The 25,822-nt window shown below is 73.8% G+C and carries 24 protein-coding genes and 1 pseudogene; 14 read left to right on the plus strand and 11 right to left on the minus strand.

Annotation, left to right across the window (positions count from 1 at the left end; genetic code table 11):
- Position 1 precedes the first annotated feature (1 nt).
- On the plus strand, positions 2–1,333 hold the full coding sequence (gene larC, locus ACFYSC_RS23785; RefSeq protein ID WP_389965479.1) for a nickel insertion protein: 1,332 nt from the start codon (positions 2–4) through the stop codon (positions 1,331–1,333).
- A complete protein-coding gene (locus tag ACFYSC_RS23790) occupies positions 1,330–2,178 on the plus strand; it encodes an amidohydrolase family protein (protein ID WP_389965482.1) in 849 nt (282 codons plus the stop codon). Before larC ends, ACFYSC_RS23790 begins: the two co-directional genes overlap by 4 nt.
- 143 nt (positions 2,179–2,321) lie before the next feature.
- Here ACFYSC_RS23790 and ACFYSC_RS23795 read toward each other — a convergent pair whose 3' ends face one another.
- Both ACFYSC_RS23795 and ACFYSC_RS23800 read right to left on the minus strand, forming a co-directional pair.
- On the minus strand, positions 2,322–2,474 hold the full coding sequence (locus ACFYSC_RS23795) for a hypothetical protein (RefSeq protein ID WP_362935450.1): 153 nt from the start codon (positions 2,472–2,474) through the stop codon (positions 2,322–2,324).
- Between the two features lie 233 nt (positions 2,475–2,707).
- Positions 2,708–3,496, minus strand: a complete 789-nt coding sequence (locus tag ACFYSC_RS23800; RefSeq protein ID WP_389965486.1) for an alpha/beta fold hydrolase — start codon at positions 3,494–3,496, stop codon at positions 2,708–2,710.
- A 250-nt stretch (positions 3,497–3,746) separates the two neighbouring features.
- Here ACFYSC_RS23800 and ACFYSC_RS23805 point away from each other — a divergent pair, with 250 nt between their 5' ends.
- Positions 3,747–4,112, plus strand: coding sequence for an MmcQ/YjbR family DNA-binding protein (locus ACFYSC_RS23805; RefSeq protein ID WP_362935443.1), 366 nt, complete (start codon positions 3,747–3,749; stop codon positions 4,110–4,112).
- 8 nt (positions 4,113–4,120) lie between these two features.
- Here the strand turns inward: ACFYSC_RS23805 and ACFYSC_RS23810 are convergent, their stop codons facing one another.
- Positions 4,121–5,011 (minus strand): LysR family transcriptional regulator, encoded by an 891-nt coding sequence (locus tag ACFYSC_RS23810; RefSeq protein ID WP_389965490.1) that lies wholly within the window; start codon positions 5,009–5,011, stop codon positions 4,121–4,123.
- A 93-nt stretch (positions 5,012–5,104) separates the two neighbouring features.
- On the opposite strand from ACFYSC_RS23810, the gene ACFYSC_RS23815 reads away from it, so the two are divergent.
- The 3 genes and pseudogenes from ACFYSC_RS23815 to ACFYSC_RS23825 all read left to right on the plus strand — a co-directional run bounded on the left by ACFYSC_RS23815 (position 5,105) and on the right by ACFYSC_RS23825 (position 7,048).
- A complete protein-coding gene (locus tag ACFYSC_RS23815; protein WP_389965492.1) occupies positions 5,105–6,160 on the plus strand; it encodes a DMT family transporter in 1,056 nt (351 codons plus the stop codon).
- Positions 6,157–6,528: pseudogene (locus ACFYSC_RS23820) on the plus strand (MFS transporter); the annotation flags it as partial. The gene ACFYSC_RS23815 and the pseudogene ACFYSC_RS23820, both read left to right, overlap by 4 nt.
- Before the next feature lie 31 nt (positions 6,529–6,559).
- Complete coding sequence (locus ACFYSC_RS23825; protein ID WP_389965495.1) at positions 6,560–7,048, plus strand: hypothetical protein; 489 nt, start codon at positions 6,560–6,562, stop codon at positions 7,046–7,048.
- An 11-nt stretch (positions 7,049–7,059) separates the two neighbouring features.
- Here the strand turns inward: ACFYSC_RS23825 and ACFYSC_RS23830 are convergent, their stop codons facing one another.
- Positions 7,060–7,809, minus strand: coding sequence for a Clp protease N-terminal domain-containing protein (locus ACFYSC_RS23830; RefSeq protein ID WP_389965498.1), 750 nt, complete (start codon positions 7,807–7,809; stop codon positions 7,060–7,062).
- Positions 7,810–7,909: 100 nt separating this feature from the next.
- Between ACFYSC_RS23830 and ACFYSC_RS23835 the strand changes: the two genes are divergently transcribed.
- Positions 7,910–8,959, plus strand: coding sequence for an RNA polymerase subunit sigma-70 (locus ACFYSC_RS23835; RefSeq protein WP_389965501.1), 1,050 nt, complete (start codon positions 7,910–7,912; stop codon positions 8,957–8,959).
- A 191-nt stretch (positions 8,960–9,150) separates the two neighbouring features.
- Positions 9,151–10,251 (plus strand): serine hydrolase domain-containing protein, encoded by a 1,101-nt coding sequence (locus ACFYSC_RS23840; protein WP_389965503.1) that lies wholly within the window; start codon positions 9,151–9,153, stop codon positions 10,249–10,251.
- A gap of 127 nt (positions 10,252–10,378) precedes the next feature.
- On the opposite strand, the gene ACFYSC_RS23845 is transcribed toward ACFYSC_RS23840, so the two are convergent.
- From ACFYSC_RS23845 to ACFYSC_RS23855, 3 genes are all read right to left on the minus strand, one after another.
- Positions 10,379–10,990, minus strand: coding sequence for an alpha/beta hydrolase (locus ACFYSC_RS23845; protein WP_389965506.1), 612 nt, complete (start codon positions 10,988–10,990; stop codon positions 10,379–10,381).
- Positions 10,987–11,469, minus strand: a complete 483-nt coding sequence (locus ACFYSC_RS23850; protein WP_389965509.1) for an SAM-dependent methyltransferase — start codon at positions 11,467–11,469, stop codon at positions 10,987–10,989. Before ACFYSC_RS23850 ends, ACFYSC_RS23845 begins: the two co-directional genes overlap by 4 nt.
- A gap of 126 nt (positions 11,470–11,595) precedes the next feature.
- Complete coding sequence (locus ACFYSC_RS23855) at positions 11,596–12,522, minus strand: hypothetical protein (protein WP_389965512.1); 927 nt, start codon at positions 12,520–12,522, stop codon at positions 11,596–11,598.
- Between the two features lie 386 nt (positions 12,523–12,908).
- Between ACFYSC_RS23855 and recQ the strand changes: the two genes are divergently transcribed.
- Positions 12,909–14,867 (plus strand): DNA helicase RecQ, encoded by a 1,959-nt coding sequence (recQ, locus tag ACFYSC_RS23860; protein ID WP_389965515.1) that lies wholly within the window; start codon positions 12,909–12,911, stop codon positions 14,865–14,867.
- Between the two features lie 64 nt (positions 14,868–14,931).
- On the opposite strand, the gene ACFYSC_RS23865 is transcribed toward recQ, so the two are convergent.
- Together ACFYSC_RS23865 and ACFYSC_RS23870 are read right to left on the minus strand one after the other, a co-directional pair.
- Positions 14,932–16,110, minus strand: coding sequence for an alpha/beta hydrolase (locus ACFYSC_RS23865; RefSeq protein ID WP_389965518.1), 1,179 nt, complete (start codon positions 16,108–16,110; stop codon positions 14,932–14,934).
- Positions 16,107–17,303, minus strand: coding sequence for a hypothetical protein (locus tag ACFYSC_RS23870; RefSeq protein WP_389965521.1), 1,197 nt, complete (start codon positions 17,301–17,303; stop codon positions 16,107–16,109). The genes ACFYSC_RS23865 and ACFYSC_RS23870 overlap by 4 nt, the downstream gene beginning before the upstream one ends.
- Before the next feature lie 113 nt (positions 17,304–17,416).
- Between ACFYSC_RS23870 and ACFYSC_RS23875 the strand changes: the two genes are divergently transcribed.
- The 4 genes from ACFYSC_RS23875 (at position 17,417) to ACFYSC_RS23890 (ending at position 22,010) form a co-directional block, all read left to right on the plus strand.
- Positions 17,417–17,887, plus strand: a complete 471-nt coding sequence (locus tag ACFYSC_RS23875) for a (2Fe-2S)-binding protein (RefSeq protein ID WP_389965524.1) — start codon at positions 17,417–17,419, stop codon at positions 17,885–17,887.
- The gene (locus ACFYSC_RS23880) at positions 17,887–19,971 is read left to right on the plus strand and encodes a molybdopterin cofactor-binding domain-containing protein (RefSeq protein ID WP_389965528.1); all 2,085 of its coding nucleotides are present in this window, start codon (positions 17,887–17,889) and stop codon (positions 19,969–19,971) included. Before ACFYSC_RS23875 ends, ACFYSC_RS23880 begins: the two co-directional genes overlap by 1 nt.
- A gap of 33 nt (positions 19,972–20,004) precedes the next feature.
- Positions 20,005–20,574, plus strand: a complete 570-nt coding sequence (locus ACFYSC_RS23885; protein ID WP_389965531.1) for a MarR family winged helix-turn-helix transcriptional regulator — start codon at positions 20,005–20,007, stop codon at positions 20,572–20,574.
- A gap of 140 nt (positions 20,575–20,714) precedes the next feature.
- Positions 20,715–22,010: a hypothetical protein gene (locus ACFYSC_RS23890; RefSeq protein WP_389965534.1), complete on the plus strand. Its 1,296-nt coding sequence runs from the start codon at positions 20,715–20,717 to the stop codon at positions 22,008–22,010.
- Positions 22,011–22,098: 88 nt separating this feature from the next.
- Here the strand turns inward: ACFYSC_RS23890 and ACFYSC_RS23895 are convergent, their stop codons facing one another.
- Positions 22,099–22,965, minus strand: coding sequence for an NAD(+)/NADH kinase (locus tag ACFYSC_RS23895; RefSeq protein ID WP_389965537.1), 867 nt, complete (start codon positions 22,963–22,965; stop codon positions 22,099–22,101).
- Between the two features lie 151 nt (positions 22,966–23,116).
- Positions 23,117–23,575: a hypothetical protein gene (locus tag ACFYSC_RS23900; RefSeq protein WP_389965540.1), complete on the minus strand. Its 459-nt coding sequence runs from the start codon at positions 23,573–23,575 to the stop codon at positions 23,117–23,119.
- A gap of 854 nt (positions 23,576–24,429) precedes the next feature.
- Here ACFYSC_RS23900 and ACFYSC_RS23905 point away from each other — a divergent pair.
- Positions 24,430–25,815 carry a family 2B encapsulin nanocompartment shell protein gene (locus tag ACFYSC_RS23905; RefSeq protein ID WP_362935393.1) on the plus strand — a complete coding sequence of 462 codons (1,386 nt, stop codon included), beginning with the start codon at positions 24,430–24,432 and terminating at the stop codon, positions 25,813–25,815.
- The last annotated feature ends 7 nt before the right edge of the window (positions 25,816–25,822 follow it).

Here is a 25,822-nt window from a genome sequence, read left to right on the forward strand (position 1 = left end):
CATGATCCTCTATCTGAACCCCTTCACCGGCCTCGCCGGGGACATGCTGCTCGCCGCGCTGCTGGACGCCGGCGCCTCGCTCGACGGCGTGCGGAAGGCGGTCGCCGCGACCGGTCTGACCGGCTGGCGGCTGGACGCCGAGCGGGTCCGCACCGGCGCGCTCGTCGCCACCCGCGTCCGGGTCGAGGTCGACGACGACGCCACCGAACGCGCCGCCTCGGAGCTGATCGAAATGGCGGCCCGGACGGGGCTCACCGTCGCCGGCGCCGCCCTGACCGCGATCGCCGAGGCCGAGAGCGCCCTGCACGGCGTGCCGGTCGCCGAGGTGCACCTGCACGAGCTCGGCGGGCACGACACATTGGTCGACATCGTCGGCTGCGCGGCGGCGATCGCCGAACTCGGCGTCACGCGCGTCCACTGCGCGCCGCTGCCCATGGGCTCCGGCACCGTACGGACCCGGCACGGGGTGCTGCCGGTGCCCGCGCCCGCCACCCTCGCGCTCCTCGCCGGGGCCCGGGTCCGCGGCGACGCGGCGCCGGGGGAGACGGTCACGCCGACGGGGGCGGCCCTGCTCCGCGCGCTCCACACGGTGTACGGCCCCCCGCCGGAGATGACCCTCCGGGCCACGGGGTACGGCGCGGGCACCCGCGTGCTGCCCGACCGGCCCAACGTGACGGTGGCGATCCTCGGCGAACCCCCGGAGGGGACGGCGCAGGCCGGACCGGCGGCCGAGGCCGTACCCGGGCCCGCGACCGGCACGACGCGGCCCGGACCGACCGGCGGGACCGCTCCGGAGCCCGGGACCGCTCCGGAGCCCGGGACCGCTCCTGAGCTCGGGACCGCTCCGGAGTCCGCGGCCGGGACGCCGCAGGCCGGGTCGGCCGCCGGGCCCGCGGCCGGGACGGCGCCGGAACCGGTGTACGAGTCCCGGGCCCAGGTGGTCCTGTCGACGAACCTGGACGACGTGACGGGCGAGACCCTCGGCCATGTCATCGAGCGGGCCCTCGCGGCCGGCGCCGCCGACGCCTGGGTCACCCCGGCCGTCATGAAGAAGGGCCGTCCCGCCCATGTCCTGCACGTCCTGGCCGATCCCGCGCTGGCCGACCGCCTCTGCGACCTGATCTTCACCGAGACCGGCACCCTCGGGCTGCGCCGCGGCACGGTGGACAAGCTCATGCTGCCCCGGCGCTTCGAGACCGTCGAGCTGTACGGCCGGACGGTCCGGATCAAACACGGGCCGTGGGGAGCCAAACCCGAGTACGACGACCTGGCCGAGCTCGCCGCGGCCACCGGCAGACCCCTCAGACAGCTGGCGCGGGAGGCACTGCGATGACGTACGTCGACGCCCATCATCACCTCTGGGACCTGGCCCGGCGTCCCCAGGCATGGCTGGACCCCGCCGGGATGTCGCCCATCCGCCGCGACTTCACGCTCTCCGACTACGCGGAGGCCGCGGCCGGGGCGGGCATCGGCGCGTCGGTGCTCGTGCAGGTGCTGCCCGACGCGGAGGAGACCCGGGAGTTCCTCGCGACGGCGGCGCGGCCCGGCCCCGTCGGCGCCGTCGTCGGCTGGGCGGACCTGACCCGGCCCGACCTCGCCGGCGAACTCGACGCGTTGCGCGCCTCACCGGGAGGAGAACTGCTGCGCGGCATCCGGCACCTCGTCCAGGCCGAGTCCGACCCGCGCTGGCTGGCCCGCGACGACGTGCGACGGGGACTGCGGCGGGTGGCGGACGCCGGGCTGAGCTATGACCTGCTGGTCCTGCCCTGCCAATTGCCCGCCGCCATCGAGACGGCACGCGCGCTGCCCGGCCTGAGTCTCGTGCTGGACCATGTCGCCAAGCCGCCGATCGCCGACGGGCGGCTCGACCCCTGGGCCGGGCTGATCCGCGAGCTGGCGGCCCTGCCCAACGTGACCTGCAAGCTCTCCGGAATGATCACCGAGGCGCGGTGGGACGACTGGGACGCCGCGCGGCTGCGGCCGTACGCGGAGGTCGTGCTCGACGCCTTCGGGCCCGACCGGCTGATGTTCGGCTCGGACTGGCCCGTCTGCCTCCTGGCCGGGTCGCTGCCCGCCTGGACGGACGCCGCCGCGTCGCTGCTGGCGGACGCGGGACTGTCACCCGCCGAGCGCGACGCCGTGTTCCGCGGGACGGCCACGCGGGTCTACCGCCTCTGACGCCCGGCGTCCGCCCTCACCCGTACGGCGACTGCGGGGAAGACGAGCGCCGACGGGGAGGGCGGACGCGGGCGGAGAGGACGTGACCCGCGGCGTGCGCCGCGGGAGGGCTCACGCGGAGGGAACGGCCTCCCGCCGCGCGGTCAGAGGTCGCCGAGCTTCGGGATCAGCTCGGTCAGCACCCACAGGGCCAGGCCGAGGGCGATGAGGTTGACCCGGGGACCGCCGATGTTGAACGCGGCCAGCACGAAGCAGGCGAGGGCGAGGATCAGCAGGAGAAGGGTGAGGGTGGACATGGGAGACTCCTTTCGTCTCGTTCGGGCCAGCCCGGACTACCCGTGATCAACGCGCTTATGCGCACCACCTGCCCCAGGTGTCACCGCTCCTGCGATCCGCTCCGCGGGTTCGGCCTCAGCTCGGCCTCCGGGACGAGACGGGACGACAGCCGCCGTATCCCGTGGCGGGTGTCGTCGTCACACGGCGCCCTACGCGCCCGTCCGGCGGAGCCCGCCGACGACCGCCCGCTCGGTCAGCCGGCGAAGAACTCCGCCAGCACCGGGACGAGGACCTCCGGAGGAACGACGTGCTCCTGACCCGCCAGGAGCACGTACCGTCCGTCCGGCAGGGCGTCGGCGACCCGCCGGTCCTCGTCGAGCAGCCACGCCGGGCTCGCCCCGCCGCAGACGACCAGGGTGGGGGCGGACACGCCGCGGGCCTGCTCGGCCGGCGTCACACCGCCCCGGCCGGCCTCGTCGAGGACCGCGTAGTCGTAGGGGAGCGTGACCGCCTTCGCCGCCCAGCCGGCCCACCATGACCGGTGGCGCATCTCCCGGACCGCCTCCGGCGGCATGCCCGTCATCGACAGATGCAGTGCGAGCGCGTCGTCCCGCCGGTCCTCCGCCAGCAGCTTCCCGACCTCGTCCGCGGTCTCGCGCATCACGCGCCCCCGCTCGCCGCCGGGGGAGAAGGGCGGCTCGTGCAGGACGAGCCTGCCGACGGGCAGGCCGCGGGCCGCCGCGTGCAGGGCGAGGGCGGCGCCGGAGGAGTGGCCGTAGACGAACGCGGTGCCGCCGGCCGCGACGATGAGGGCCGCGATGTCCTCGACCTCGCGCTCGACGGCGTACGGAGTGGTGTCCCCGCTGTCGCCGCGGCCCCTCCGGTCGTAGTTGATCACGGTGAAGCGCCGGGCCAGCCTCTCCGCCAGCGGGCGGGTCACCGTACGGTCGCAGGTCGCACCGCCCACCACGACGACGGGCGGACCCTCGCCCAGCCTCTCGAAGGCGATGCGGGTGCCGTCCGCCGAGACCACGGTCTCCATGACGGGCTCCTCTCCTCGGGCGCGTGACTCGATCGGGGCATCATCCCCCGCCCCACCGACAGTTCCGGCGTCCCGCCCCGTCTGTCATCCCCGCCGGCAGCCCGGGGCCCTACGGCGTCTCGCATCCGAGGACGGAAGGTTCCCGCCTGCGGTGCGGCGTGCCGGATTCGTCGCTCGTTTCCGGCGGGCCGTACCGGGGTGAGGCGGCGGAACGCGCCGAATGTCGGAGGGCTCTGGTAGGTCTTCGGCCATGGGTGTGAGTGTTGAGGAGTTCCTGGGGATGCTGGACCGGCTGCCGGAGGTCCAGCAGAGCCCCGGCGGTGACTGGATCTCGCTGAAGGTGCGGGGCAACGGATTCGGCTACCTGTGGGAGAGGACCGAGACGGTCGGGCTGAAGGCGACGATCGAGGAGCAGATCGCGCTGGTGGCCGAGCGGCCGGAGGTCTTCGAGGTCCAGTTCACCGCCGGGCGGTTCGGCTGGGTCGTCGTGCACCTGGCCGGGATCGACGCCGAGGAGCTGTTCGAGCTGGTCACCGAGGCGTGGTGCCTCACGGCGCCCAAACGGCTGATCGAAGAGCACGAGGTGGGACCGCCCGTGGTCGAGACCGGACGATAGCGGTACGGTCACCGCGCGGCCGCGCTCCGCAGGGCGGCGAGGAACGCCTCCAGGGCGGGCTGGCCCAGCGATGTCTCCCGCACCGCGGCGTGGATGGCCCGTACCGGTTCCGGCCTGCGGATCCTCCGCACGGTGACGGAGGGGTGGCGGCGGGTCAGCCCCAGCTCGGGGATCAGGCTGATTCCGAGGCCGGCGGCGACGAATCCCTGCGCCGTGGCGTAGTCGTCGCCCTCCACCACGACGTTCGGGCTGAAGCCCGCCGCGGCGCAGCCGTCGATCACGGCGTCGAGGCAGGGGCCGGGCCGTTCCCCGCCGACCCACGGCTCGGCCGCCAGGTCGGCCAGGTCCAGGACCCGCTTGGCGGCGAGCCGGTGTCCCTTGGGCAGGACGGCGCGGTAAGGGTCGTCGCGCAGGTGGACGAAACGTACTCCCTCATGGGAACCGCCGTGGGGCCGGACCACGATGGCGAGGTCGGCGTGGCCCCGCGTCACCTCCGGCAGCGGATCGGCGGGGTCGGTCGTCGCGAGGTCGACCCGCACGCCCGGGTGCTCCTCACGCAGCCGGGCGAGCGCGGGGGCCATCACGGTGGCGCCCGCGGTGGCGAAGTAGCGGACCGTCAGGCGCCCCGTGCGCCCGTCGCGCAGGTCGGCCAGGGCGGTCTCCGCCGCGGCCACCTGCCTGCCGATGGCCGCCGCGTGCTCGGTCAGCAACCGCCCGGCCGCCGTGGGCCGCACGCCGCGCCCGACGCGTTCCAGCAGTGCGATGCCGGCCTGCTTCTCCAGCGCCGCCACCTGCTGGCTGACGGCGGAAGGGGTGTATCCGAGATTCGCCGCCGCGGCGGTCACCGACCCGCTGGTGACCACCGCGCGCAGGACCTGCATGCGCCGCACATCAAGCATGTAGCAGAGTTTAAAGGTTGGTCCACAACTTTTCACTTGTCCTTCCAGGTGAACTTCGGCAGCGTGCATGCCAGAGGGAACGGGAGGAAAAGGATGTTCGGTGAACGAGGCTCGCTGGTGCGCATGGGCATGCTGGCGCTGCTGTGGGGGTCGGCCTTCCTGTGGATCAAACTGGCGCTGAACCACGGGCTGACCCCGATCCAGATCACCTTCGCCCGCGCCGCGCTCGGCGCGGGCGTCTTGTTCGTGCTGGCCCGCGCCGCGCGCCAGCGCCTCCCGCGGGACCGGGCGACCTGGGGACACCTGGTCGTGGCCGCGTTCTTCTGCAACGCCCTGCCGTTCTTCCTCTTCGGCGTCGGCGAGCAGACCGTGGACTCCGGAGTGGCCGGGGTCCTGAACGCGACGACCCCGCTGTGGTCCCTGCTGATCGGTTTCGCCACCGGCACCGAGCGCGGGCTCCATCCGGTACGGCTGGCCGGGCTGCTGCTCGGGTTCGCCGGCACGTTGCTGATCTTCGCTCCCTGGCACCGGGCCGGGCTGCTGAGCTGGGGAGCCCTCGCCCTGCTCGGCGCGGCGGCGAGCTACGCCGTCGCCTTCGCGTACATGGACCGCACGCTCACCGGGAAGGGCGGTGCTCCCATCGCCTTCTCGGCGGCCCAGCTCACCGCCGCCGCGGGACTGAGCGTGCCGGTCCTGCTCACCGGGGGCGCGGTCCCGGCGGCCCTCGGCGCCGAGGCGGTGGCCGCCGTCGTCATCCTCGGGATCTTCAGCACCGGGTTCACCTTCTACCTCAACTACCGGCTCATCGCCGACGAGGGCCCGACCGGCGCCGCCGCCGTCGGGTACCTGCTGCCGGTCGTCTCGCTGATGCTGGGAGCCGTCGTGCTCGGCGAGGATCTCGGGCCCCGGGTCATGACGGGGATGATCGTCGTGGTCGTCGGCGTCGGGATGAGCCGGAGGCGCGGGCGACCGTCGTCGCCGGCTCCCGCGAGGTCCGAGGTCTCTCCGGAGAGCGAGGCCTCCGTGAGCGGTGAGGTCCCCTCGGGAAGGGAGGCCTCCGCGGGCGGCGAGGCCCCCGTGGAGGGCGAGACCCCCGCGGTGGGCAGGACGGCGGCCGGGAACCGTACCCCCGTTGAGAGCGGGTCGTGAACCTCGACTCCCCGTGGCGGTCCTCCGACTTCAGGACGCTGTTCACCGCGACCGCCCTCAGCCAGCTCGGCACGAACGTCGGCTACGTCGTCGTCCCGCTCATCGCCGTGTCGGCCCTCGACGCGGGCCCGGGCCAGGTCGGAACGCTCGCCGCGCTGAGCACCGCCGCCTTCCTCCTCATCGGCCTGCCGGCCGGAGCGTGGGTGGACCGGATGCGTCACCGGCGCGTGCTGATCGCCGCGGACCTGGTACGGGCGGCGCTGTTCGCCTCCGTCCCGCTGGCCTGGTGGCTGGGGGCGCTCACACTCGGGCAGCTCTACGCGGTCGTCCTGCTGAACGGCTGCGCCACCGTGTTCTTCGACGTCGGCTCGCAGAGCGTGCTGCCGCAGCTGGTCGGCCGTGAGGGGCTCGTCCGGGCGAACTCCGCCGTGCGCCGGGCGGCTCGGCTACGGCCGCACGCTCGGCGTCGCCGGTCTGTGCCTGGCCCCGGCGGGACTGCTCGTGCCGCTCGTCGGCCGCGGGGCCTGGCTGTGGGTGGCGGGGGCGGGCTGGCTGCTGGCCATGTTCAAGACGGGAATGGACAACGTGCTCGGTGTGAGCCTGCGGCAACGGATGACCCCGGACGCCCTCCTCGGCCGGATGAACGCCACCTTCCGGTTCCTGCTCACCGGCGCCCTCGCGGTCGGCGCGGCCGTGGCCGCCCTGGTCGGCGAGCTGGCCGGCGTACGCGTCACCCTCTGGACGGGCGGAGTCCTGCTGGCGACGGCCTTTCTGCCGGTCTTCCTCTCCCCGGTCCGTGCGCGGCGCGAACTCCCGGACCGGCGGGCTTCCGAGGTGACGGGTCTCCGGGCCGGGAGCCCGTCACCACCGGAACGGGTGCGTCACTAGTCTCCCGGCCGTCAGCTCTGCTTCCGGGCTGTGAAGGCGGCCAGGACGGCGATGATGTCCGCCTCCACGGCGGCCTTGCCGACGCCGAGCCCGGAGAGCGGGCCGGTGCCGTTCTCCAGCTCCAGCAGCCCGAGCAGGATGTGCTCGGTCCCCACGTAGTTGTGGCCCAGCCGCAGGGCCTCCCGGTAGGTCAGTTCCAGGGCCTTGCGGGTCTGCGAGCCGTACGGGACGGGATCGGGCACCTGGTCGGCCGCCGGGGGCAGCGTGGCGGTGGCGGCCCGCCGTACGGCGTCCGGCGGCGCGCCGTGCTCGGCGAGCACCCTGGCGGCGATGGCCTGCGGTTCGCTCAGCAGCCCGAGCGTCAGATGCTCCGGGCGGATCTCATCGTCGCCGGCCTCGTGGGCCTCCCGGCGGGCCGCCGCCACGACGTTGCGCGCCCGCTCGGTGAACCGGCTCATCCCCTGGGCGGGGTCGAGGTTGAACGGTTCGTCCGAGACCTTCGGGACGAAACGCTTCTGGGCCGCCTGCTTGCTGACGCCCATGCTCCTGCCGATATCGGTCCAGGACGCGCCCGACCGGCGTGCCTGGTCCACGAAGTGGCCGATGAGGTGGTCGGCCACTTCGCCGAGGTGCTCGGCGGCGATGACCGCGTCGGAGAGCTGGTCGAGCGCGTCGGGGTGCGCCCTTCTGATCGCCTCGATCATGTCGTCGAGCCTGACCGGGTTCGTGGGATTGATCGGGTTCTCCATATCGTCAACCATAAGTTGACGATTAAGGGTCGTCAACCATGGGTTGACGTTCATCGTGGGCGGCATCCGGATGCAAGGCCGCAGAGCGGGCGGAACGGCTAGCATGCCCGCCATGGTGGAGATCGGGACGAGACCGCCCGCCCCGGACGCCCCCCGGGCCCCGGAGGGACGTCCGCCGGGCCGGACGGCCGCCCCGGACGGGGTGACGGCCGTGGACGGGCTGGACGAGCGCCTGGCGGAGCACCGGCGGGAGCTGCACGTGCACTGCTACCGGATGCTCGGCTCCTTCGACGAGGCCGAGGACCTGGTGCAGGAGACGCTCCTGCGGGCGTGGCGCCGCCGCGACACGCTGCGCGACGGCGACGGCCTGCGGGCCTGGCTGTACCGGATCGCCACCAACGCCTGCCTGGACCACCTGCGGGCACACCCTCGCCGTCCGGAGCCGCGACCGGCGCCCGCCGCGGCCGACCCCGGGCTCGACCCGCCGTCCTCCGGCGCGGTCCCGTGGCTGCAGCCGTACCCCGACACGCTGCTGGACGCCGCCGACACCGTCATCGAGCGCGAGACGATCGAGCTGGCCTTCCTGGTCGCGATCCAGCACCTGCCGCCCCGGCAGCGCGCGGTGCTGATCCTGCGCGACGTGCTCGGCTGGCCGGCGCAGGAGGCCGCCGAGGCGCTGGACCTCACCGTCGCGGCGGTGAAGAGCGCCCTGCAGCGGGCCCGGCCGACGCTCCGCAGGCACCTGCCCGCACGGCGGCTGGAGTGGGCCCCTTCCGCCGAGCCCACCGCGCGGGAACGCGCCGTCCTGCGGCGCTACATCGACGCCATCGAACACGCCGACCCCGCCGTCCTGCTGGAGGTGCTCCGCGAGGACGTCCTGCAGACGATGCCGCCGCGGCCCATCTGGCTGCTGGGCCGCGAGACCTTCGTCGCGGCCTGGACCCCGGCCATGATCGGCCCCGAGGCGTGGGGGGACTGGCGGGTCCTGCCCGTCCGGGCGAACCGCCAGCCCGCCGCCGCCGCGTACCTGCGCCGGGCCGGCGATCCGGACTTCCGCCCCTCCTGGCTCGGCGTGCTGCGGATCGAGGACGGGCTGGTGACCCAGGTGACCACGTACGGGAACGAGGTCTTCGACCGGTTCGGGCTGCCACCCGCGCTGTGAGCCGCCCGGCGCCGGGTCATCCGTACGAGCCCGCCGTACGGATGACCCGGCGCCGCGCGGACGGCCACGGTGGGCGTGCCGCGGCGGCCGGTCCCGGGAAAGCCGTGCCGCGGCGACCGATTCCTTTTCCGTGTCTCCCTCGTCTCATGGGTGGGTGACCCCGAACAGGGGACTTCGAGAGAGGAACCACCATGACCGATCTTCAGCGTGACCTGCGGGCGGCCGTCGACGAGCTCGTCGGGTCCGGAGCGGAGCGCGGCGTGCAGGTGGCCGTCTACCGGCGCGGCGAGCTCGTGGCCGACGTCGTGGCGGGCGTCGCCGACACGGAGACGGGCCGCCCCCTCACCGCCGGAACCCCCGTCTACGCCACCTCGACGGGCAAGGGCGTGACCGCGGCCGTGGTCCACGTGCTGGCCGAGCGCGGCGCCCTCGACTACGACACGCCGATCGCCGACGTGTGGCCCGAGTTCGCCGCACACGGCAAGGAGAAGGCGACCGTACGGCACGCGCTGACCCACTCGACCGGGGTTCCCGGGCTGCCGGTCGACACCACGCCCGAGGACCTGTGCGACTGGGACCGGATGTGCGCCGCGATCGCCGCCGCCGCGCCGTGGTGGGAGCCGGGAACCCGGTTCGGCTACCACGCCCAGACCTACGGCTACATCCTCGGCGAGGTCGTCCGCCGGGTGACCGGCCGGCGCATCTCCGAGGTGCTCAGGGAGGAGATCGCCGAACCGCTCGGCGTGGCCGGGGAGCTGTTCTTCGGCGTCCCGGAGCCGGAGCTCGGCCGGCTCGCCCGGCTGGAGGACGCCACGCCCGCGATGGAGATGCCCGCCGAGATGCTGGCGCAGATCCCGTTCTTCCGGGTGGTGGACGGCTACACGGCGGCGCCCATGGCGGCGATGCCGGACGCCGCGTTCGGCAACCGCGCCGACGTGCTGACCTCCGACATCCCCGCGGGCGGCACCATGACCGCCCGCGCGGTGGCGCGGATGTACGACGCGCTGCTGAACGGGGCGCTCGTGTCACCCGGACGGCTGCGCGAGCTGTCGTCGGTGGCGGTGGAGGGCGTCGACGAGGTCGCCGGCAACCCCGCGAAGATGGGGCTGGGCTACGCGGTCGGCCTGTTCGACCTCGGGCCGACCGTGTTCGGGATGGGCGGCAGCGGGGGCACCGCGGCCTTCGCGGACACCGCCACCGGGACCAGCGTCGGCGTGATGAAGAACCTCGTCTCGGCCGGAGACTTCAGCACCGCCGAGCGGATCGCACGCATCGCCCTCCGGAAGGACTGACCGCCGCTCCGGGGCCGCATGGCCGCGTGACCGCGTGACCGCGTGACCGGAGGAACCGGGCGGGACGACTCCCCGCCCGGACCCTCCGCGTCCCCGGCCGCCGGACGCGGCGGTCAGCGGTCAGCGGTCAGCGGACGAAGCCGAGCACGGCGGAGACGAACGCCTCCCGGTGGGCGGGGAAGTCCGGCCGGGGCGGCTCGGGCGTCCCGGGCCCGATCTCGACCGAGTCGGGGACCAGTGTGAGCAGCGCGTCCACGGTCGAGCGCCGGTGGAACGGGTTGGGGATCGGCGGTGCCACCCCCACGGGGACGGTGAGCCCGGCCAGTTCGGCGTCGGTGACGCCGCGCAGGGTCTGCCCGGCCAGCAGGCGGTCGATCGTGCCGGTGGACGCGCCCCGCGCGGCGAGGTGCTCGCGGGCGTAACCGTCGGCCCTCGGATCTCCGCAGGTCGCGGGCCAGGCCAGGATCAGCCGGGTGACATGGCCGGGACGGGTCAGTGCCAGCCGTACCGCGGTCGTGCAGCCGTTGGAGGCGCCCAGGACGGTCAGCGGTCCGTCCGGGAGCGTCTCCTCCAGGCAGGAGGCCTCCTCATCCCAGCTCTCCGGCCGTTCCGGCCGGTCCGGTGCGTGTACGGCGAGGCCGTGCCCGCGCAACGCGCCCATGACGCCGGAGGCGGCCCAGAACCGTTCCGCGTCCATGCCGTCCTCCCACAGCCCGCCGTGGATCAGTACCAGGGTCACGTTGGGTCCTCTCCGGGGGAGCGGTAGTAGTCGCGCATGAGGTCGCTGCTCCACCCGGGCTGGCGGACGGGGGTCTGCGGGGCGAACTCCCGCATGTAGGGCTTGATGTCGAGGACGGGGGTGCCGTCCAGCGCGTCCAGGTCCGCGACGTGGAGGTCGCGGCCCTCGACGCGCAGCAGGCGGCAGCGGGAGACGCCGAGCCGGTTGAGCCGGTGGGGGCGGTGGGTGGCGAACATGCCGACCACGGGGTAGGCGGGGTTGCCGCGGGAGTGGGCGGCGGTGGGGTCGATGGTGGCCGGATCGATCCGGTCGAAGAGGAACACCACCTCGAGGTGGGAGAAGTCCGACAGGCCGAGCGTCGCGTCGGCGGGCACGTGGTCCGCCACGCGGATCACGGCGGTCACGTCCCGCCAGTGGTCCTCGAACCTCTCGGCCCTCCCGCCCACCACGTGGGCGACGGGTTCCACGGTGTAGTCCATGATCCGATCCTGGCGGAGGGGGCTCCGCGGTGCCAAGGTTCCGCTCCCGCCGGTCCCGGCCGGGACCCCGGCCGCCGTCGGACGGAGGGCCCCTTGCGGATTCGCGCGGGGCGGACGGTCACGGTGTCAGGGGAGCGCGTCGCGGACGCGGGCGGTGAGGTCGAGGTACTCCTCCCGGCTCAGGGCGCGGATCTCGCAGCCCAGGCCGTGCCGTACGGCGAAGCGATACGTCTCCTCCGGCGGCCAGGGGCCGGGCAGGTGGCGCAGCGGGCGGCCGTTCACATCGAAGACGAAGAGCCCGCGCAGGCTCTCGTACCGGTAGAGCAGCAGACCCGCCACGTCCCGGGGCCCCAGGCCGATGGCCAGCCTGTCGGCGGCCAGCGGAGGAGCGGGGTGGATGCGCAGCACGTCGCCCCTGCCGATGAAGAGGAAGGGGCCGCCGGGCGGTCCCAGGGCGGTGCCGCGCCTGGTGTGCAGACGATGAAACAGACGGTGGAGCCTCTGGCGCAGCGGGCCCGTCAGGAGGGCCAGGGGGCCGAAGACGACCAGCAGCCACTTGTGCTCCACGCCGTCCAGCAGCAACCGGCCCAGCCAGGACAGCGCGCGCCAGGCGGCTCCGCCCAGCGTCGCCGTGACGTAGGCCATCACCAGCAGACCCCCGACGCCCAGGCAGAGCACCGCGATCCTTCGCCGCCGGGACGGCCGGGGGTGCGAGCGTCCGGTGAGCCGCGTCCACCCGGGCGCGCGCCTGGCGAGCGCCACCCGCACCGGCTCCGGGCGGCCCGTGGGCCCCTCGTGCACGGGCACCCCTCGCACGGATGCGAAGCGTCGCACCTCCCACCCCCGCCACTCGCCCGGGAGGTCGAGGAGCACCAGGCCGTCGCCGTCCAGCAACGCGAGCCCGCCGACGACCGCGGGCTCCTTTTTCTTGCCGTTCACCTCGGCGAGCGCCTGCTCGTACCAGTAGTGGCGGAACGCGGCGGGCGTGAGCCGCACCGTCCGCGCGTTGGCGGGGTCGGCCGCCACGAGCGTGTCGCCGTCCCAGGTGAGCACGGTCTCCGGGCGTGACGACCGGCCGGTGTGATCGCTCCGCGGGCGGAGCTCCCCTTCGTATCCGGAAAGCGGACCTGAAGCGTCGATCGGCGTTCCACCTTTCTTTTAGGAAGGATCCGGCTTTTTCCTGATGACGGATAAAGCAAAGATAAAGTTCCGGTGTCGGCCTGGGGTGGGGCCGCCTTCTCGCGGCCGGAACGCGGGCCGTTCCCGGACCCGCGGGCCGCTCCGAACGGGCGGGCCTCTCTCGCGAGGCACCCGACCACGGGGTCACCGGGGTCACCGGGGTCACCGGGGTCACCGGGGTCACGGAGTCGCGTGTCCGGATGGGGACCGGTGTGGCCGGTGTTCCCCGGAAGGCTCCGGGGGCCTCATAGAATGACGCGATGTCTTCGCCTGAGAGCGGTCCCGAGCCGAGTCCCGAGCCGAGTCCCGAGCCGGGCCCCGGGGTGAGCCCCGGGGTGAGCCCCGAGCCGGGCTTCGAGGTGGATCCCGAGCCGGGCTCCGGAGTGGGCTCCGAGGTGAGCGAGGCGGCGCGGGTGCTGCAGCGCGTCTTCGGCTACCCCTCGTTCCGGGAGGGCCAGCAGGAGATCATCGACCACGTCGTCGCGGGCGGCGACGCGCTGGTGCTGATGCCGACCGGCGGCGGCAAGTCCCTGTGCTACCAGATCCCGGCCCTCGTCCGGCCGGGCACCGGCGTGGTGGTCTCGCCGCTCATCGCGCTGATGCAGGACCAGGTCGACGCGCTGACCGCGCTCGGGGTGCGCGCCGGTTTCCTCAACTCCACCCAGGAGTCCGACGAGCGCGCCCGGATGGAGGAGGCGTTCGTCGCCGGGGAGCTCGACCTGCTCTACCTCGCGCCGGAGCGGCTGCGGTCCGAGCAGACGCTGCGTCTGCTCGGCAACGGCAAGATCTCGCTGTTCGCCATCGACGAGGCGCACTGCGTGGCCCAGTGGGGCCACGACTTCCGGCCCGACTACCTCGCGCTGTCCACCCTGCACGAGCGCTGGCCCGACGTCCCGCGGATAGCGCTCACCGCGACCGCGACCCCGGCCACCCACGCGGAGATCGCAACCCGGCTCAACCTCGGGGAGGCCCGCCACTTCGTGGCGAGCTTCGACCGCCCGAACATCCAGTACCGCATCGTCCCGAAGAACGAGCCGAGGCGGCAGCTGCTGGAGCTGCTGCGCGCCGAGCACCCCGGCGACTCCGGCATCGTCTACTGCATGTCGCGGGCCTCGGTGGAGAAGACCGCCGAGTTCCTGGTCCAGCAGGGGTTCACCGCGCTGCCCTACCACGCGGGGCTCGACGCGCAGACCCGCGCCGCCAACCAGTCGCGCTTCCTGCGCGAGGACGGCGTCGTCATGGTCGCCACCATCGCGTTCGGCATGGGCATCGACAAGCCCGACGTGCGGTTCGTCGCCCATCTCGATCTGCCCAAGTCCATCGAGGGCTACTACCAGGAGACCGGCCGCGCCGGGCGCGACGGCCTGCCCTCGACCGCCTGGCTGGCCTACGGCCTGCAGGACGTCGTGCAGCAGCGCAGGATGATCGACACCTCCGAGGGCGACGACGCCCACCGTCGCCGTCTGGCCTCCCACCTCGACGCCATGCTCGCGCTCTGCGAGACGGTCGAGTGCCGCCGGACCCGGCTGCTCGACTACTTCGGCCAGCGGGGCGACGCCTGCGGCAACTGCGACACCTGTCTCACGCCGCCGGAGGCGTGGGACGGCACGATCGCCGCCCAGAAGCTCCTGTCGGCGGTGTTCCGGCTCCAGCGCGAGCGGCGCCAGAAGTTCGGCGCCGGGCAGATCATCGACATCCTCCTCGGCCGGAGCACCCCCAAGGTCCTCCAGCACGGCCACGACTCCCTGACGGTGTTCGGGATCGGCACCGAGCTGGGCGAGGGCGAGTGGCGCGCCGTCGTGCGCCAGCTCCTGGCGCAGGGCCTGCTGACCGTCGAGGGCGACTACGGCACGCTCGTGCTCACCGAGGCGAGCGGGGAGGTGCTGGGCCGCAGGCGGCAGGTCCCGCTGCGGCGCGATCCCGCGCGGGCGGCGCGGGCCGCGAAGCCCGCCAAGGCCGCTAAAACGCGCTCCGCCGTACCGGCCGAGCTGCCGGAGGAGGCCCTGCCGGTGTTCGAGCGGCTGCGCGCCTGGCGCGCGGCCACCGCCAAGGAGCAGGGCGTGCCCGCCTACGTGGTCTTCCACGACGCCACGCTGCGCGAGATCGCCACCCGCTCCCCGTCGTCGCTGCCGGAGCTGGGTGAGGTGAGCGGCGTCGGCGAGAACAAGCTGGCGAAGTACGGCGAGGGCATCCTGGAGGTCCTCGCGGCCGGCGGGTGACCGCATGGCCGGGGTCCGCTCCATCGCGAGTGGGTCCCGGTCCGCTCCGGCAACCCGGCCGGGGTCAGCCGAGTGCCGCCAGTGCCGCCGCGCTCGCGGCGACGATCTCCCGCTGCGCGGCGGCACGCGTCGTGGCGGGCTCGCCGTCACCGGGCTGCGGGCCGTAGTCCCCGAAGAAGGCGTGCACCGCGCCGGGCACCGTCACGAAGCGCGTCGCGGCGGGCAGCAGTTCCCGGGAGGCACGGATGTCCTCCGGGGTGGTGAAGCCGTCCCGATCGCCGGAGACGGAGGACACCGAGAGATCCGTCCGGCCCGACAGGTCGTCGACCGGGTAGGACGCCCACAGCAGCAGGCCGCCCACCCTGCCGTCGTGCCCGCTCACGTACTGGGAGGCGGCCACGCCGCCGAGGGAGTGACCTCCGACGACCCACCGGCTGACCTCCGGGTGGTCGTCCAGCACGTCCGCGGCGGCGCCGGTCGCGAGCAGGGCGAAGTCGAACGGCGCCTTGACCACCGCGACGAGGTGGCCCCGTTCCGCGAGAGGACGGAGCAGGGGCAGGTAGGCGCGGGGATCGACCCGAGCGCCGGGGTAGAAGACCAGGCCGCTCCGGCCCCGGGGCACGCTCGGACGCAGCTCGATCCGGGTGGGGGAGTGGACCACGGCGACCGCCCCGGCGGCCGTGCCCGCCGTTCCGGACCCGGACGACCCCTCGGGCGGCGTGCCGGCGGTCCCGCTCGCCGTCCCGGATCCGGACCTCCCCTCGGACACCGCCACGGCGGTCTCACCGGCGGGAAACGGGCGCAGCCAGACGAGCGCGAACAGCACCGCCGCCGTGACGAGCGCGCCCGCCACCCGGCCGGTCCACGCGATCCACCCGGTACGGTGGCCCGCCCTCGTGGGCGCGCGCCGCCGCCGGGCCGTCCGGACGATCGCGAGCGTTCCCGCGAGAGCGACGACGCCGAGCGTGACCGGGTACGCCGGGTGGGCGGCGACCAGGCTCGGCCACCGGGTCGCCACCACCCACACCGGTACGGCGACGCACGCCGCGGACGGCAGGACGGCGATCAGGCGAAGACGTGACGGGGGGTCCGCCGCGGCGCGCGGGACGGCCCGCCCGGATCCGCGGGCGGGGACCGCGGGGTTCTTCTCCAGGCCGGAGGAGTCCTTTCCCGCGCCGGAGGCGTGCGGTGCGGATCTACGGCCGGAGGCGGCCGGAGGCGGGACATCGGGGGTTCCGGTCACGGCCGCGGGACGCCGTCCCCGCCGCCGGCGGCGGTCTCCGACGGCTCCCGGCCGCTCCGGGCCCGGCTGACGCGTCCGCGTGAGGCCTCCCCGACGGGTCCGTCCGCGGTCTCTCCGACGGGTCCGCCGAGGCTCTCCCGGGCGGGGGCGACGGCGTCGCCGGGAGGTTTCCCGGCGCCCGGCCCGGCCGTACCGGCCGCCCGGAACATCCGGGCGATCCGCAGAGCGAGCCAGAGCAGCACCGCCAGGACGCCGACCAGCAGGTACTCGATGGCGGGAATCCGCACCACCTCGTCGGCCCGTCCGAAGCCGCGTCCGGCGTAGACGGCCAGGACGGCGGCGACGTAGGCGGCGGCGAGCAGCCACCGCACGCCGCGCGGGATCCCGAGGCCGTGCATCTGGGTGATCACGAAGACGCCGAGGAAGCCGAACAGGAACATCGGCCACGCCCCGCCTGGCCCGGAGGTCATCACCGCGACGAGCGTGCCGTGCACCGCCACCATGAGCTCCAGTGACGCGGTCCACCAGCGGTTGACGTGCGCCCGCGTCAGGAAGAGGCTGCCCTGCACCAGGAGCAGGAACATGTAGAGGAAGCCGATCAGGTGCCCGCTGGTGTTCTCCATCGGGTGGTACCAGAAGGTGTAGATCGCGGCCCAGCTGAACAGGTAGCCGTGGTATCTGCGGGCGAACCCGACCACCTCGGCGGAGATGGGCGCCGGGCGGCCGGCGAACAGCCCGCGGCGCCGGTTCTCCATCAGCAGCACCACGACCAGCAGGATCACCACCGAACCCTGCGAGCTGAAGATCGAAACATCCTGCGCGAGACCGTCGTAGAACAGGTGGGTCTGCAGGGTGTGCAACACGATGAAGCCGAAGTTGACCGCCAGCGCCACGACGTTCACCGGGTGCAGGCCCACCGCGTAGCGGCGCACCCTGGTCTGGGCGTAGTAGATCAGGCCCCAGGCGGCGAGCTGGTGGGCGGCGTAGCCGATCCACGCCGTGGCCCGGCTCCAGAAGGTGGGATCGGGAAGTTTCCAGTAGTACCAGGACGCGCCCTGGTCGGGCAGGAGGGTGAGCCGGAAGTCCTCCAGGCGCTGGCCCAGCAGCCACACGAGCCCGGTCAGGACGGCACTGGCGGCGACGCCCCAGAACAGGACGCGGCCCGGGCTCGCGGCACGCATATCGTTCAGCACGCTGAACATCATGCCAAATCGTACAGCCGGCTGAACATCCCCTTGCGGACACCCGCCGCCCCGGACAGGATGATCAGTAACCTGAACGTTCCCGGCCGCCCGCGGAGGCGAGAGTGCCCACCTACCGGTTGCGCGTCAACGACGTCGATCACGAGCTCGACCTGCCGGGCGACACCCCGCTGCTATGGGCGTTGCGCGAGGAACTGGGCCTGACCGGCCCCAAGTACGGCTGCGGGGTGGGGGCCTGCGGAGCATGCGTGTCCCTGGTGGACGGCGAGGCCGCGCGCCCCTGCGTCCGCACGGTGGCAGAGACCGACGGCCGCCGGGTCACCACGATCGAGGGCCTGTCGGAGGATGGCGACCACCCCGTGCAGCGGGCGTGGCTGGAGCGCGACGTGGCGCAGTGCGGTTACTGCCAGCCGGGACAGATCATGTCCACGGTCGCGCTGCTGGCCGCCGACCCCGACCCCGGCGACGACGCCATCGACCGGGCGCTGCGCGACAACGTGTGCCGCTGCGGGACCTACACCCGCATCCGCGAGGCCGTACGGCTGGCCGCGCGGCTGGCCAGGAAGGAGCGGTGATGGACCGGAGGGGATTCCTCTCCGCGCTGGGCGGCGCGGCCCTTCTGGTCGTCGTGCCGCTGCCCGAGCGCGCCGGCTCCGGCCCCGCCCCGGCGGCCCCGGCCCCCGGCGAGCCTCCCGCGCCGTTCGAGCCCGGCGTCTTCGTGCGCGTCACCGCCGAGGGCGAGATCACGGTCACCGTCCCCCGCCCCGACTCCGGTCAGGGCCTGCGCACCGTGGCCGCCATGCTGGTGGCGGAGGAGCTCCGCGTCGCCGTGGAGACGGTGCGGGTACGGCAGGCCCCGGGCGACACCGAGAGGTACGGGCCGCAGATGGTGGCGAACTCCACGTCGGTGCGCCAGATGACCGAGCCGCTCCGTACGGCGAGCGCCACCGCGCGCTGCCTGCTCGTCGCGGCGGCGGCCGCGCGGTGGGGGGTCCCGGCGCAACAGTGCGAGGCCCGTGACGGACACGTGCGCCATCGGCGGCACGGCAGGCTCTCCTACGGCGAACTGGTGGCCGAGGCGGCGGCGATCGACCCGGCCACGGTCACCGTCACGCCCGTTCCCCGCGAGGACTGGCGGGTGGTCGGCCGCCCCGTGCCGCGCGTCGACGCCCGCGACATCGTCACCGGCCGCGCCCGCTACGGGATCGACGTCGTCCGCCCGGACGGGCTGGTCGCCGTCGTGCGGCGGCCGCCGTGGCTCGGGGCGTCCGTCTCCGCCCTCGACGACGCCGCGGCGCGCGCCGTACCCGGGGTCGTCACGGTCGTGCGGCTCGAACCGGCGGGCGGCACGGCGGGCGGGGTCGCGGTCGTGGCGCGCACGACGGCGGCCGCGCTGCGCGGGCGCGACGCGCTGGCCGTCACCTGGGCGGGCGGCTCTCCCCAGGCCGACAGCCGCCTGTGGCTGGACGGCCTGGAGGCCGCCCTGCCCCCGGCCGGGCCGTCGCCCGCCCCGGTCACCGCCGAGGCGACCTACCGGCTGCCGCTGCTCGCCCACGCGCCGATGGAGCCGATGAACGCCACCGCGCACCTGACCGCCGAGGGCCGCCTGTCGGTGTGGACGCCCACCCAGGACCCCGGCGGCCTGCGCGCCAGGCTCGCCCAGATCCTGCGGCTCGACCCCGGGGCCGTCACGGTCGAGACGACCCTCGCCGGGGGCGCGTTCGGGCGGCGCATCGAGTTCGACTTCGTGCTGGAGGCCGTGGCCTGCTCCCGGGCGGCCGGAGCGCCGGTCAAGGTCGTGTGGACCCGCGAGGACGACATGCGGCACGACTCCTACCGGCCCATGTCCGCCCACCGGCTCACCGCCGTCACCGACGCTTCGGGCAGGCCCACGTGGCGGTCCCACTCGGTCGCGACCTGGCCGCTCACCACCGTCCCGATCTTCAACGACCCGGCGCTCGTTCTCGCGAGCGGCGACCACTTCCCCTACGAGGTCCCCGGGAAGGTGGACGTCGCCCTGAGCCCGGCGCCGCTGCGCACCGGGTTCTGGCGGTCGGTGTACGCGGGTCCCTTCGTCTACGCGGAGGAGTGCTTCCTGAGCGCGCTGGCCGGGCGCGCCGGAGCCGACCCGGTGGAGTTCCGCCGCCGCCTGCTGCCCGAGGGCTCCCGGCTGCGCCGGGTGCTCGACGCCGCCGCGTCCCGCGCCGGCCGTCCCCTGCGGGGGCGCGGAAGAGGGCGCGGGGCGGCCTGTCACCTGGACTACGACTCGGCGATCGCGATCGTGGCGGACGTGCGGGAACACGGCGGCGGCCTCACCGTCGAGCGGGTGACCGCCGCGGTCGACGTCGGCACCGCGCTGAACCCCTCCGGCGTCCGCGCCCAGGTCGAGGGCGGTGTCTGCGACGCGATCTCCACCGTCCTGGGCGCGCGGGTCACCGTACGCGACGGGCGCGTGACGCAGTCGTCGTTCGCGGACTACCCGTGGGCGCGCATCGGCCAGGTGCCGCGGATCGACGTGACCGTGCTTCCGTCGTCGGCCCCTCCCGGAGGGCTCGGCGAGCTGGCCTACCCACCCGCGAGCGCCGCCGTCGCCTCGGCCGTGGCGGCGGCCACCGGGCGGCCGGTGACCGGCATGCCCGTCACCGGAGACGTCGGTTGACCGCGGGGCCCGCGGTTCTGGAAAACTGGACCCGTGGCGGAAGGGGCGGCCGGGGGCCCGGCGGAGGACGCGAGAGACCCGGTTCCGGCGGACGGCGGCAAGAACCCCGGTCCGGCGGACGGCGGGAGGAACCCGGAGGGCACGGAGGGCAGGGAGGACGCGTGGGAGGTCGTCCGCCGCCCCGACGAGGTGCGCGCGGACATCCACTCCTGGCCGACCGGCCGCCTGCTGTCGGTGGCCGCGCGGCTGGTGGAGGGACGCTTCGGCGACTTCCTCACGGCCCACGACCTCACCCATGCCGGGCTGATCGCCCTGCACCACCTCGTGGAGGGCCGCCTCTCGCAGCGGGAGCTCGCGACGCTGTGCCGGGTGACCGACCAGACGATGAGCAAGACGATCGAACGGCTGCGCAGGGCCGGATACGTGACGCGCGAGACGGACGGGCGTGACCGCCGCCGCCTCCTCGTCCAGATCACCCCCGGCGGGCGGGAGGTACTGGCGAAGGCGCGCCGGGAGGAGCGCACCTCGAACATCCTGCTCGGGGCCGTCGACGACTACGACCACTTCCGCGAGCAGCTCATCAGACTGATCACCATCGCCTGACCCCGGACCGGCCGCCGGGAACATCACAGAATGTCACTCCAGTCACTGGAATGAGTATCCGTTTCACGCGAAACGCGGCGAACATTCTGGGATGATCTGGAGATCTCCTGCCGGACCCCGAGACCGACGGACCGCAACTGATGCCTCCCATCGATCAGATCACCACCTTCACCTCGGACCAGCCGGTCCTGACGGCCGTCATCTGTGTGCTCGCCCTGGCCGTCCTGGCCCTCGTCTGCTTCGCGCTCCGCGCCGCCCTGCGCGCGGCCGGCCGTTTCCTCCGTGCCCACGTGGCGCCCCGTCCCGCCGAGGACATCCTCACCATCGTCGCGGCCAGCATCGCCACCGGCGTGTCCGCCCAGGGCATGTGGCGCTTCTCCGGCGACGTCCTGGGCTTCGACGGGCCGCTGCGGCTGCTGCTGTTCGCGTTCATCGAGGTCGCCGTGGTCACCAGCGCCGTGCGCGCCCGCCGCAACATGAGGGAGAACTTCTCCGCCGGCATCGACGGCGTCGCCGTGTGGGCGCTCACCGGCCTGACCGCCGTCCTGTCGAGCATGGACGCCCGCAGCGTCGCCGAAGCCGTCTTCCGGCTCTCCGCCCCGCTGGTGGCGGCCTGGCTGTGGGAGCGCGGCATGGCGATCGAGCGGCACCGCATCACCGGCCGCTCCCGCATCAACTGGCGGATGACCCCCGAGCGCATGCTCGTCCGGATCGGGCTGGCCGAGGTCAGCGACCGCACCGCCAGCGAGGTGGACGCCCACCGGAGGCTGACCCGGGTCGCCCTGGCGGCCAAGCGCGCCCGCGCGCTCCGCGCGGCCGGGGCGTCCGACCGTAAGATGCGCGCCGCTCTCGCCAAACTGGACCGCGCGATGGACCAGGCGGTGGAGCACACCGGGCTGGCGGCCGACCCGGCCCGTCAGGAGGCGCTGCTGTCCCAGATCGGGGCGCTGTTCAACACCTCGGCGCTGATCGACCTGCGGCCGCCCGTCCCGTGGGCCCCCGAGCCTCAGGAGACGCCCGCCGCCCCGGGCGCGCCGGCCGCCCAGGGGGCGCTGCCCGCGGCCGCGCCGGCCTCGGCGGTGCTGCTGGACGATGACGACGACGAGGGCCTCGCAACCGCCGACGGCGCGGCGCCGGACCCCGCGCCGGTCGTCGACACGGCGCAGCGCGCGGCCCTGATCCGGGCGGCGCGGGAGTACTGGGACCGGCAGATCGACCGGAAGTTCGTCCCCCGCGCGGCCGACATCGCCCACGAGACCGGCATCTCGCCGGCCGCCGCCCGGGAGCTCCGCGCGCTGTGGAAGCTGGAGCCCCGCGCCCACGCCCTCATCGAGGCCGCGTACCGGGAGCACGGGATCATCGACACCGGGACCTTCCCCGCCATCGAGACGTCCGAGCGGATCCTCACGGTGAACGGCTCGTCCCCGTCCGCCTGAGCCGCCCGGGGGAACCGGGGCCGCGCGTCCCAGGCCGGCCGGCCCCCGTCCCCGAAGGCGTCCGGGGCGGGGGCCGGCCGGTCCCCGTCTACAGGTCGATCTCGGCGCTGCCGTTGACGCGGAGCTTGCGGCGGGCGCGCTCGTAGAAGCTGGAGCCGCCGAGCCGTACGACCCAGGCGGCGGCGCGCACCGCGGTGACCGTGATCCGGTCGCCGGCCGTCAGGTGCGTGCCTATCGCGCCGTCCACCTCCAGGGCGAGCTGCCCGCTTGTCGGCAGCACCTCGAGGGTGAGCTTCTCGTCGGCGGAGAGCATCAGCGCCCGGTTGAAGGCCGAGTGCGCGGCGGACGGCACGACCAGGAAACCCTCGACCATCGGGGAGACGATCGGCCCGCCCGCCGAGAAGCTGTACGCGGTCGATCCGGTGGAGGTCGCCACGATCACGGCGTCGGCCGCGTAACGGACGAACGGGTGGTCCTCCACGGACACCGCCACCGCGGCCAGCCCGCAGCCGGGGATGCGGACCATGGCGACGTCGTTGAACGCCGTCACCGTCTCCCCGTCGGGCAGGGTGGCCCGGATGGCCATGCGGGGCTCGGCCATGTAGTGGTAGTCCTCGATCGCCTGCAGCGCCGAGGTCAGCTCGTCGACGTCGATCTCGGCCAGGAAGCCCAGCTTGCCGAGGTTCACGCCGAGGATCGGGGTGGGCCGTCCGGCGATGAGCCGCATGGTGCGCAGCATGGTGCCGTCGCCGCCCAGGCTGACCAGCAGGTCGCAGCGCTCCACCAGCTGCTGGGTGTCGACCGGCACGGCGCTGCAGTGGATCCGCCCGACCTCGTCGGTGAGGCCGTACACCGTGACACCCCGCGAGCTCGCCCACTCGACGATCGTGTCGATGGCCTCCTTGGAGTCGCGCCTCGGGTGCAGGACCAGCCCCACCGTTTCGACTACGCTCATGCGGCCCACTGTACGGCGCGCGGCCCCGGGACACGGCGAGCGCCTTCCCCGGCCCGTGCGCCGGGGGCCCGCCGGGTGGGCGGGACCCCGGCCCGGAGCGTCGTGCCAGGCCGGGACCGGTGGCCCGTAGGGACGGCCGCCCGTAGGGGCCTCATCCGCCGGAGCGGGGGGCCGGGGTGCGGCGCCGCTCCCGCAACCGTGCCTCGTGGATGTGCCGGCGGCCGCCGGCGAGCCGTTCCCTGATCCGCCGTTCCAGGTCGGTGAAGAGGCGGTAGTAGGAGTCGTCGTAGCCCTCCACGATCTGGAACGACCAGTGGCCGGGCAGCACGTCGCGGCCGATCAGCTCCTCGGACAGGGTGTCGGCGAGCTCGGTGTGCCCCGCCGCGCGCAGCAGCTCCACGGCCTCGTCGAGCTGGAAGTCGGCATGGCCGGTGAGCTGGTGGAAGGAGTAGAGGTGCCCGCGGGCGCGCTCGGTCGTCTCCAGGGCCTCCGAGAGCTTCCCGAGCGCCTCGGCCGTCACGTCGTCGACGTCCGGGGCGGTGCGGTCCTCGGAGGGGCCGGAGGGGGCCCGGCCCCCGGCGGGACCGGTGGGCCGTTCTTCGTGGGTCACCTGCTTCTCCTCATGATCGGTCGTGTGTCCTTCCCGGTACGGCGTCGCCGCGCCGCGCCGTACCGGCGGGGCCGTCCGCGCCGCGGGAGGACGTCGCGTGCGGGGGCGGTGAGAGCCGTCCCCGCACGGCGCGTCCGCGCCGCGGGGAGGGTGCCCCTACCCGCCGCGCGGGGCCGGACACCCGTTTCCGGAGGATTCACCGGTGTGCCGCCGGGAAAACCGCCGGGTCGCGGGCGGAGGGCGCCGGTGGGTTTTCCGCGGGCGACGCCGTTTTTTCGGATTATTTCCATGATGATGATCCCAGCCGGGTTGGAAGGGCATTTTCCCGGTGGTTCCGCGGGCGGCCGTGCCGGATGCGGGGAGGGGGCGCGGTTTCCAGGGGGACGTCTCCGGTGCCGGTCGCGCCGGGCCGGGCCGGTGGAGGGCCCGTGGGCACCGGCCGGAACGGAGGGGATCGGCGGGGGCCGGCGGGGCCGGTGGAGGCCGGCGCGGCCTCGGCCAGGTCGGGACGAGGGCGGAACGAGGCGGTGCGGGAACGGCGGGCCGTCGGCGGGAGCCTGTCCGGCCGGCGGTGCGGAGCCGGAGATGTCGGTATAAATCACCTCTCATTATCTGCGGTCGATTTGGGAAAATAGCGTTTTTTGTAATTTGCCAAGCGATATCCAGAGCTTGACAGGCCATTTAACGGGAACCCAAAATTGAGCCCGTCCGTGACGCCGGTCGGTATGATCGACCGCTACGGGCGCTGGAAGTCTCGCTGATTCGACCGCCGGCGATCTGTCGATTCCGCATTTTCCGATCCATGTTTCGTTCCTCCCCCCTTTCGATACGAGTGCGGATAGGTGGTGTGTGTTGTGACGGAGTCCGACGCGGGCCGGGGGCGGCTCAGCCTGAGTACGGCCGCGGCGCGCAATCTCGCGACGACGACCAAGACGGTCCCGCAGATGCAGGAGATCTCCTCGCGGTGGCTGCTGAAGATGCTCCCGTGGGTGCAGGTCTCGGGCGGCACCTACCGGGTCAACCGCCGGCTCACCTACACCGTGGGAGACGGGCGGGTCAGCTTCGTCACCACGGGGTCGCGGATCAGCGTCGTCCCGGCGGAGCTGTGCGAGCTGCCGCTGCTGCGGACCTTCGACGACTCGGAGACGCTGGAGGCGCTGGCCGCGCGGTTCGAGCAGCGCGAGTTCGCGCCCGGAGACGTCCTGGTGCAGGCCGGGCAGCCGGCCGACCAGATCGTCATCATCGCCCACGGCAAGGTCAACAAGATCGGCACGGGTCCCTACGGCGACGAGGTCGTCCTCGGGACGCTGGCCGGCGGCGACCACTTCGGCGACGAGACCCTGACCGACCCCCACGACGAGTGGGAGTTCACCGCCAGGGCCGTCACCTCGGGCATCGCGATGATCCTGCCGCTGGCTGCCTTCCAGGAGGTGAACGGCCGCTCCGAGGCGCTGCAGGCGCACCTGCGCCTGCTGGCCGAGCCCCGGGGCCCCCGCAACCGGTACGGCGAGGCGGCCGTCGAGGTGGCCGCCGGGCACAGCGGAGAGCCCGACCTGCCCGGCACGTTCGTCGACTACGAGCTCGCGCCCCGCGAGTACGAGCTCAGCGTGGCGCAGACCGTGCTGCGCGTGCACAGCAGGGTGGCGGACCTGTACAACGACCCGATGAACCAGGTGGAGGAGCAGCTCCGTCTGACGATCGAGGTGCTGCGCGAGCGCCAGGAGCACGAGCTGGTCAACAACCCCGAGTTCGGCCTCCTGCACAACGCCGACCTCAAGCAGCGGATCCACACCCGCGGCGGACCGCCCACGCCGGACGACCTGGACGAGCTGATCAGCCGCCGCAGGAGCACCCACTTCATCCTCGCCCACCCCACGGCCATCGCGGCGTTCGGCCGGGAGTGCAGCAGGCGGGGACTCTACCCCCTGGGCATCGACCTCGGCGGCAACACGGTGCCCGCCTGGCGCGGCATCCCGATCTTCTCCTGCAACAAGATCCCCATCACGGCGAACCGGACGACCTCGATCCTCGCCCTCAGGGTGGGGGAGGAGCACCAGGGGGTCGTCGGCCTGCACCAGACCGGCATCCCCGACGAGTACCAGCCGAGTCTGTCGGTGCGCTTCATGGGTATAGACGAGAAGGCGATCATCTCCTACCTGGTCAGCGCCTACTACTCGGCCGCCGTCCTGGTCCCCGACGCGCTCGGTGTGCTGGAGGACGTCGAGCTCGGCCACTACTGACCGTCCC

This window comes from Streptosporangium sp. NPDC004379 (assembly GCF_042873875.1).
In the GTDB taxonomy this organism is placed as follows: domain Bacteria; phylum Actinomycetota; class Actinomycetes; order Streptosporangiales; family Streptosporangiaceae; genus Streptosporangium.

Bases quoted from the DNA above. Each gene is read 5' to 3' on its own strand.
- ACFYSC_RS23895 (WP_389965537.1), bottom strand. From the start codon at position 22,965: ATGAGCGTAGTCGAAACGGTGGGGCTGGTCCTGCACCCGAGGCGCGAC.
- ACFYSC_RS23835 (WP_389965501.1), top strand. From the start codon at position 7,910: ATGGTGGAGATCGGGACGAGACCGCCCGCCCCGGACGCCCCCCGGGCC.
- ACFYSC_RS23810 (WP_389965490.1), bottom strand. From the start codon at position 5,011: ATGCTTGATGTGCGGCGCATGCAGGTCCTGCGCGCGGTGGTCACCAGC.
- recQ (WP_389965515.1), top strand. From the start codon at position 12,909: ATGTCTTCGCCTGAGAGCGGTCCCGAGCCGAGTCCCGAGCCGAGTCCC.
- ACFYSC_RS23850 (WP_389965509.1), bottom strand. From the start codon at position 11,469: ATGGACTACACCGTGGAACCCGTCGCCCACGTGGTGGGCGGGAGGGCC.
- ACFYSC_RS23790 (WP_389965482.1), top strand. From the start codon at position 1,330: ATGACGTACGTCGACGCCCATCATCACCTCTGGGACCTGGCCCGGCGT.
- ACFYSC_RS23880 (WP_389965528.1), top strand. From the start codon at position 17,887: ATGGACCGGAGGGGATTCCTCTCCGCGCTGGGCGGCGCGGCCCTTCTG.
- ACFYSC_RS23830 (WP_389965498.1), bottom strand. From the start codon at position 7,809: ATGGTTGACGATATGGAGAACCCGATCAATCCCACGAACCCGGTCAGG.
- ACFYSC_RS23795 (WP_362935450.1), bottom strand. From the start codon at position 2,474: ATGTCCACCCTCACCCTTCTCCTGCTGATCCTCGCCCTCGCCTGCTTC.
- ACFYSC_RS23800 (WP_389965486.1), bottom strand. From the start codon at position 3,496: ATGGAGACCGTGGTCTCGGCGGACGGCACCCGCATCGCCTTCGAGAGG.
- ACFYSC_RS23815 (WP_389965492.1), top strand. From the start codon at position 5,105: ATGTTCGGTGAACGAGGCTCGCTGGTGCGCATGGGCATGCTGGCGCTG.
- ACFYSC_RS23840 (WP_389965503.1), top strand. From the start codon at position 9,151: ATGACCGATCTTCAGCGTGACCTGCGGGCGGCCGTCGACGAGCTCGTC.
- ACFYSC_RS23805 (WP_362935443.1), top strand. From the start codon at position 3,747: ATGGGTGTGAGTGTTGAGGAGTTCCTGGGGATGCTGGACCGGCTGCCG.
- ACFYSC_RS23890 (WP_389965534.1), top strand. From the start codon at position 20,715: ATGCCTCCCATCGATCAGATCACCACCTTCACCTCGGACCAGCCGGTC.
- larC (WP_389965479.1), top strand. From the start codon at position 2: ATGATCCTCTATCTGAACCCCTTCACCGGCCTCGCCGGGGACATGCTG.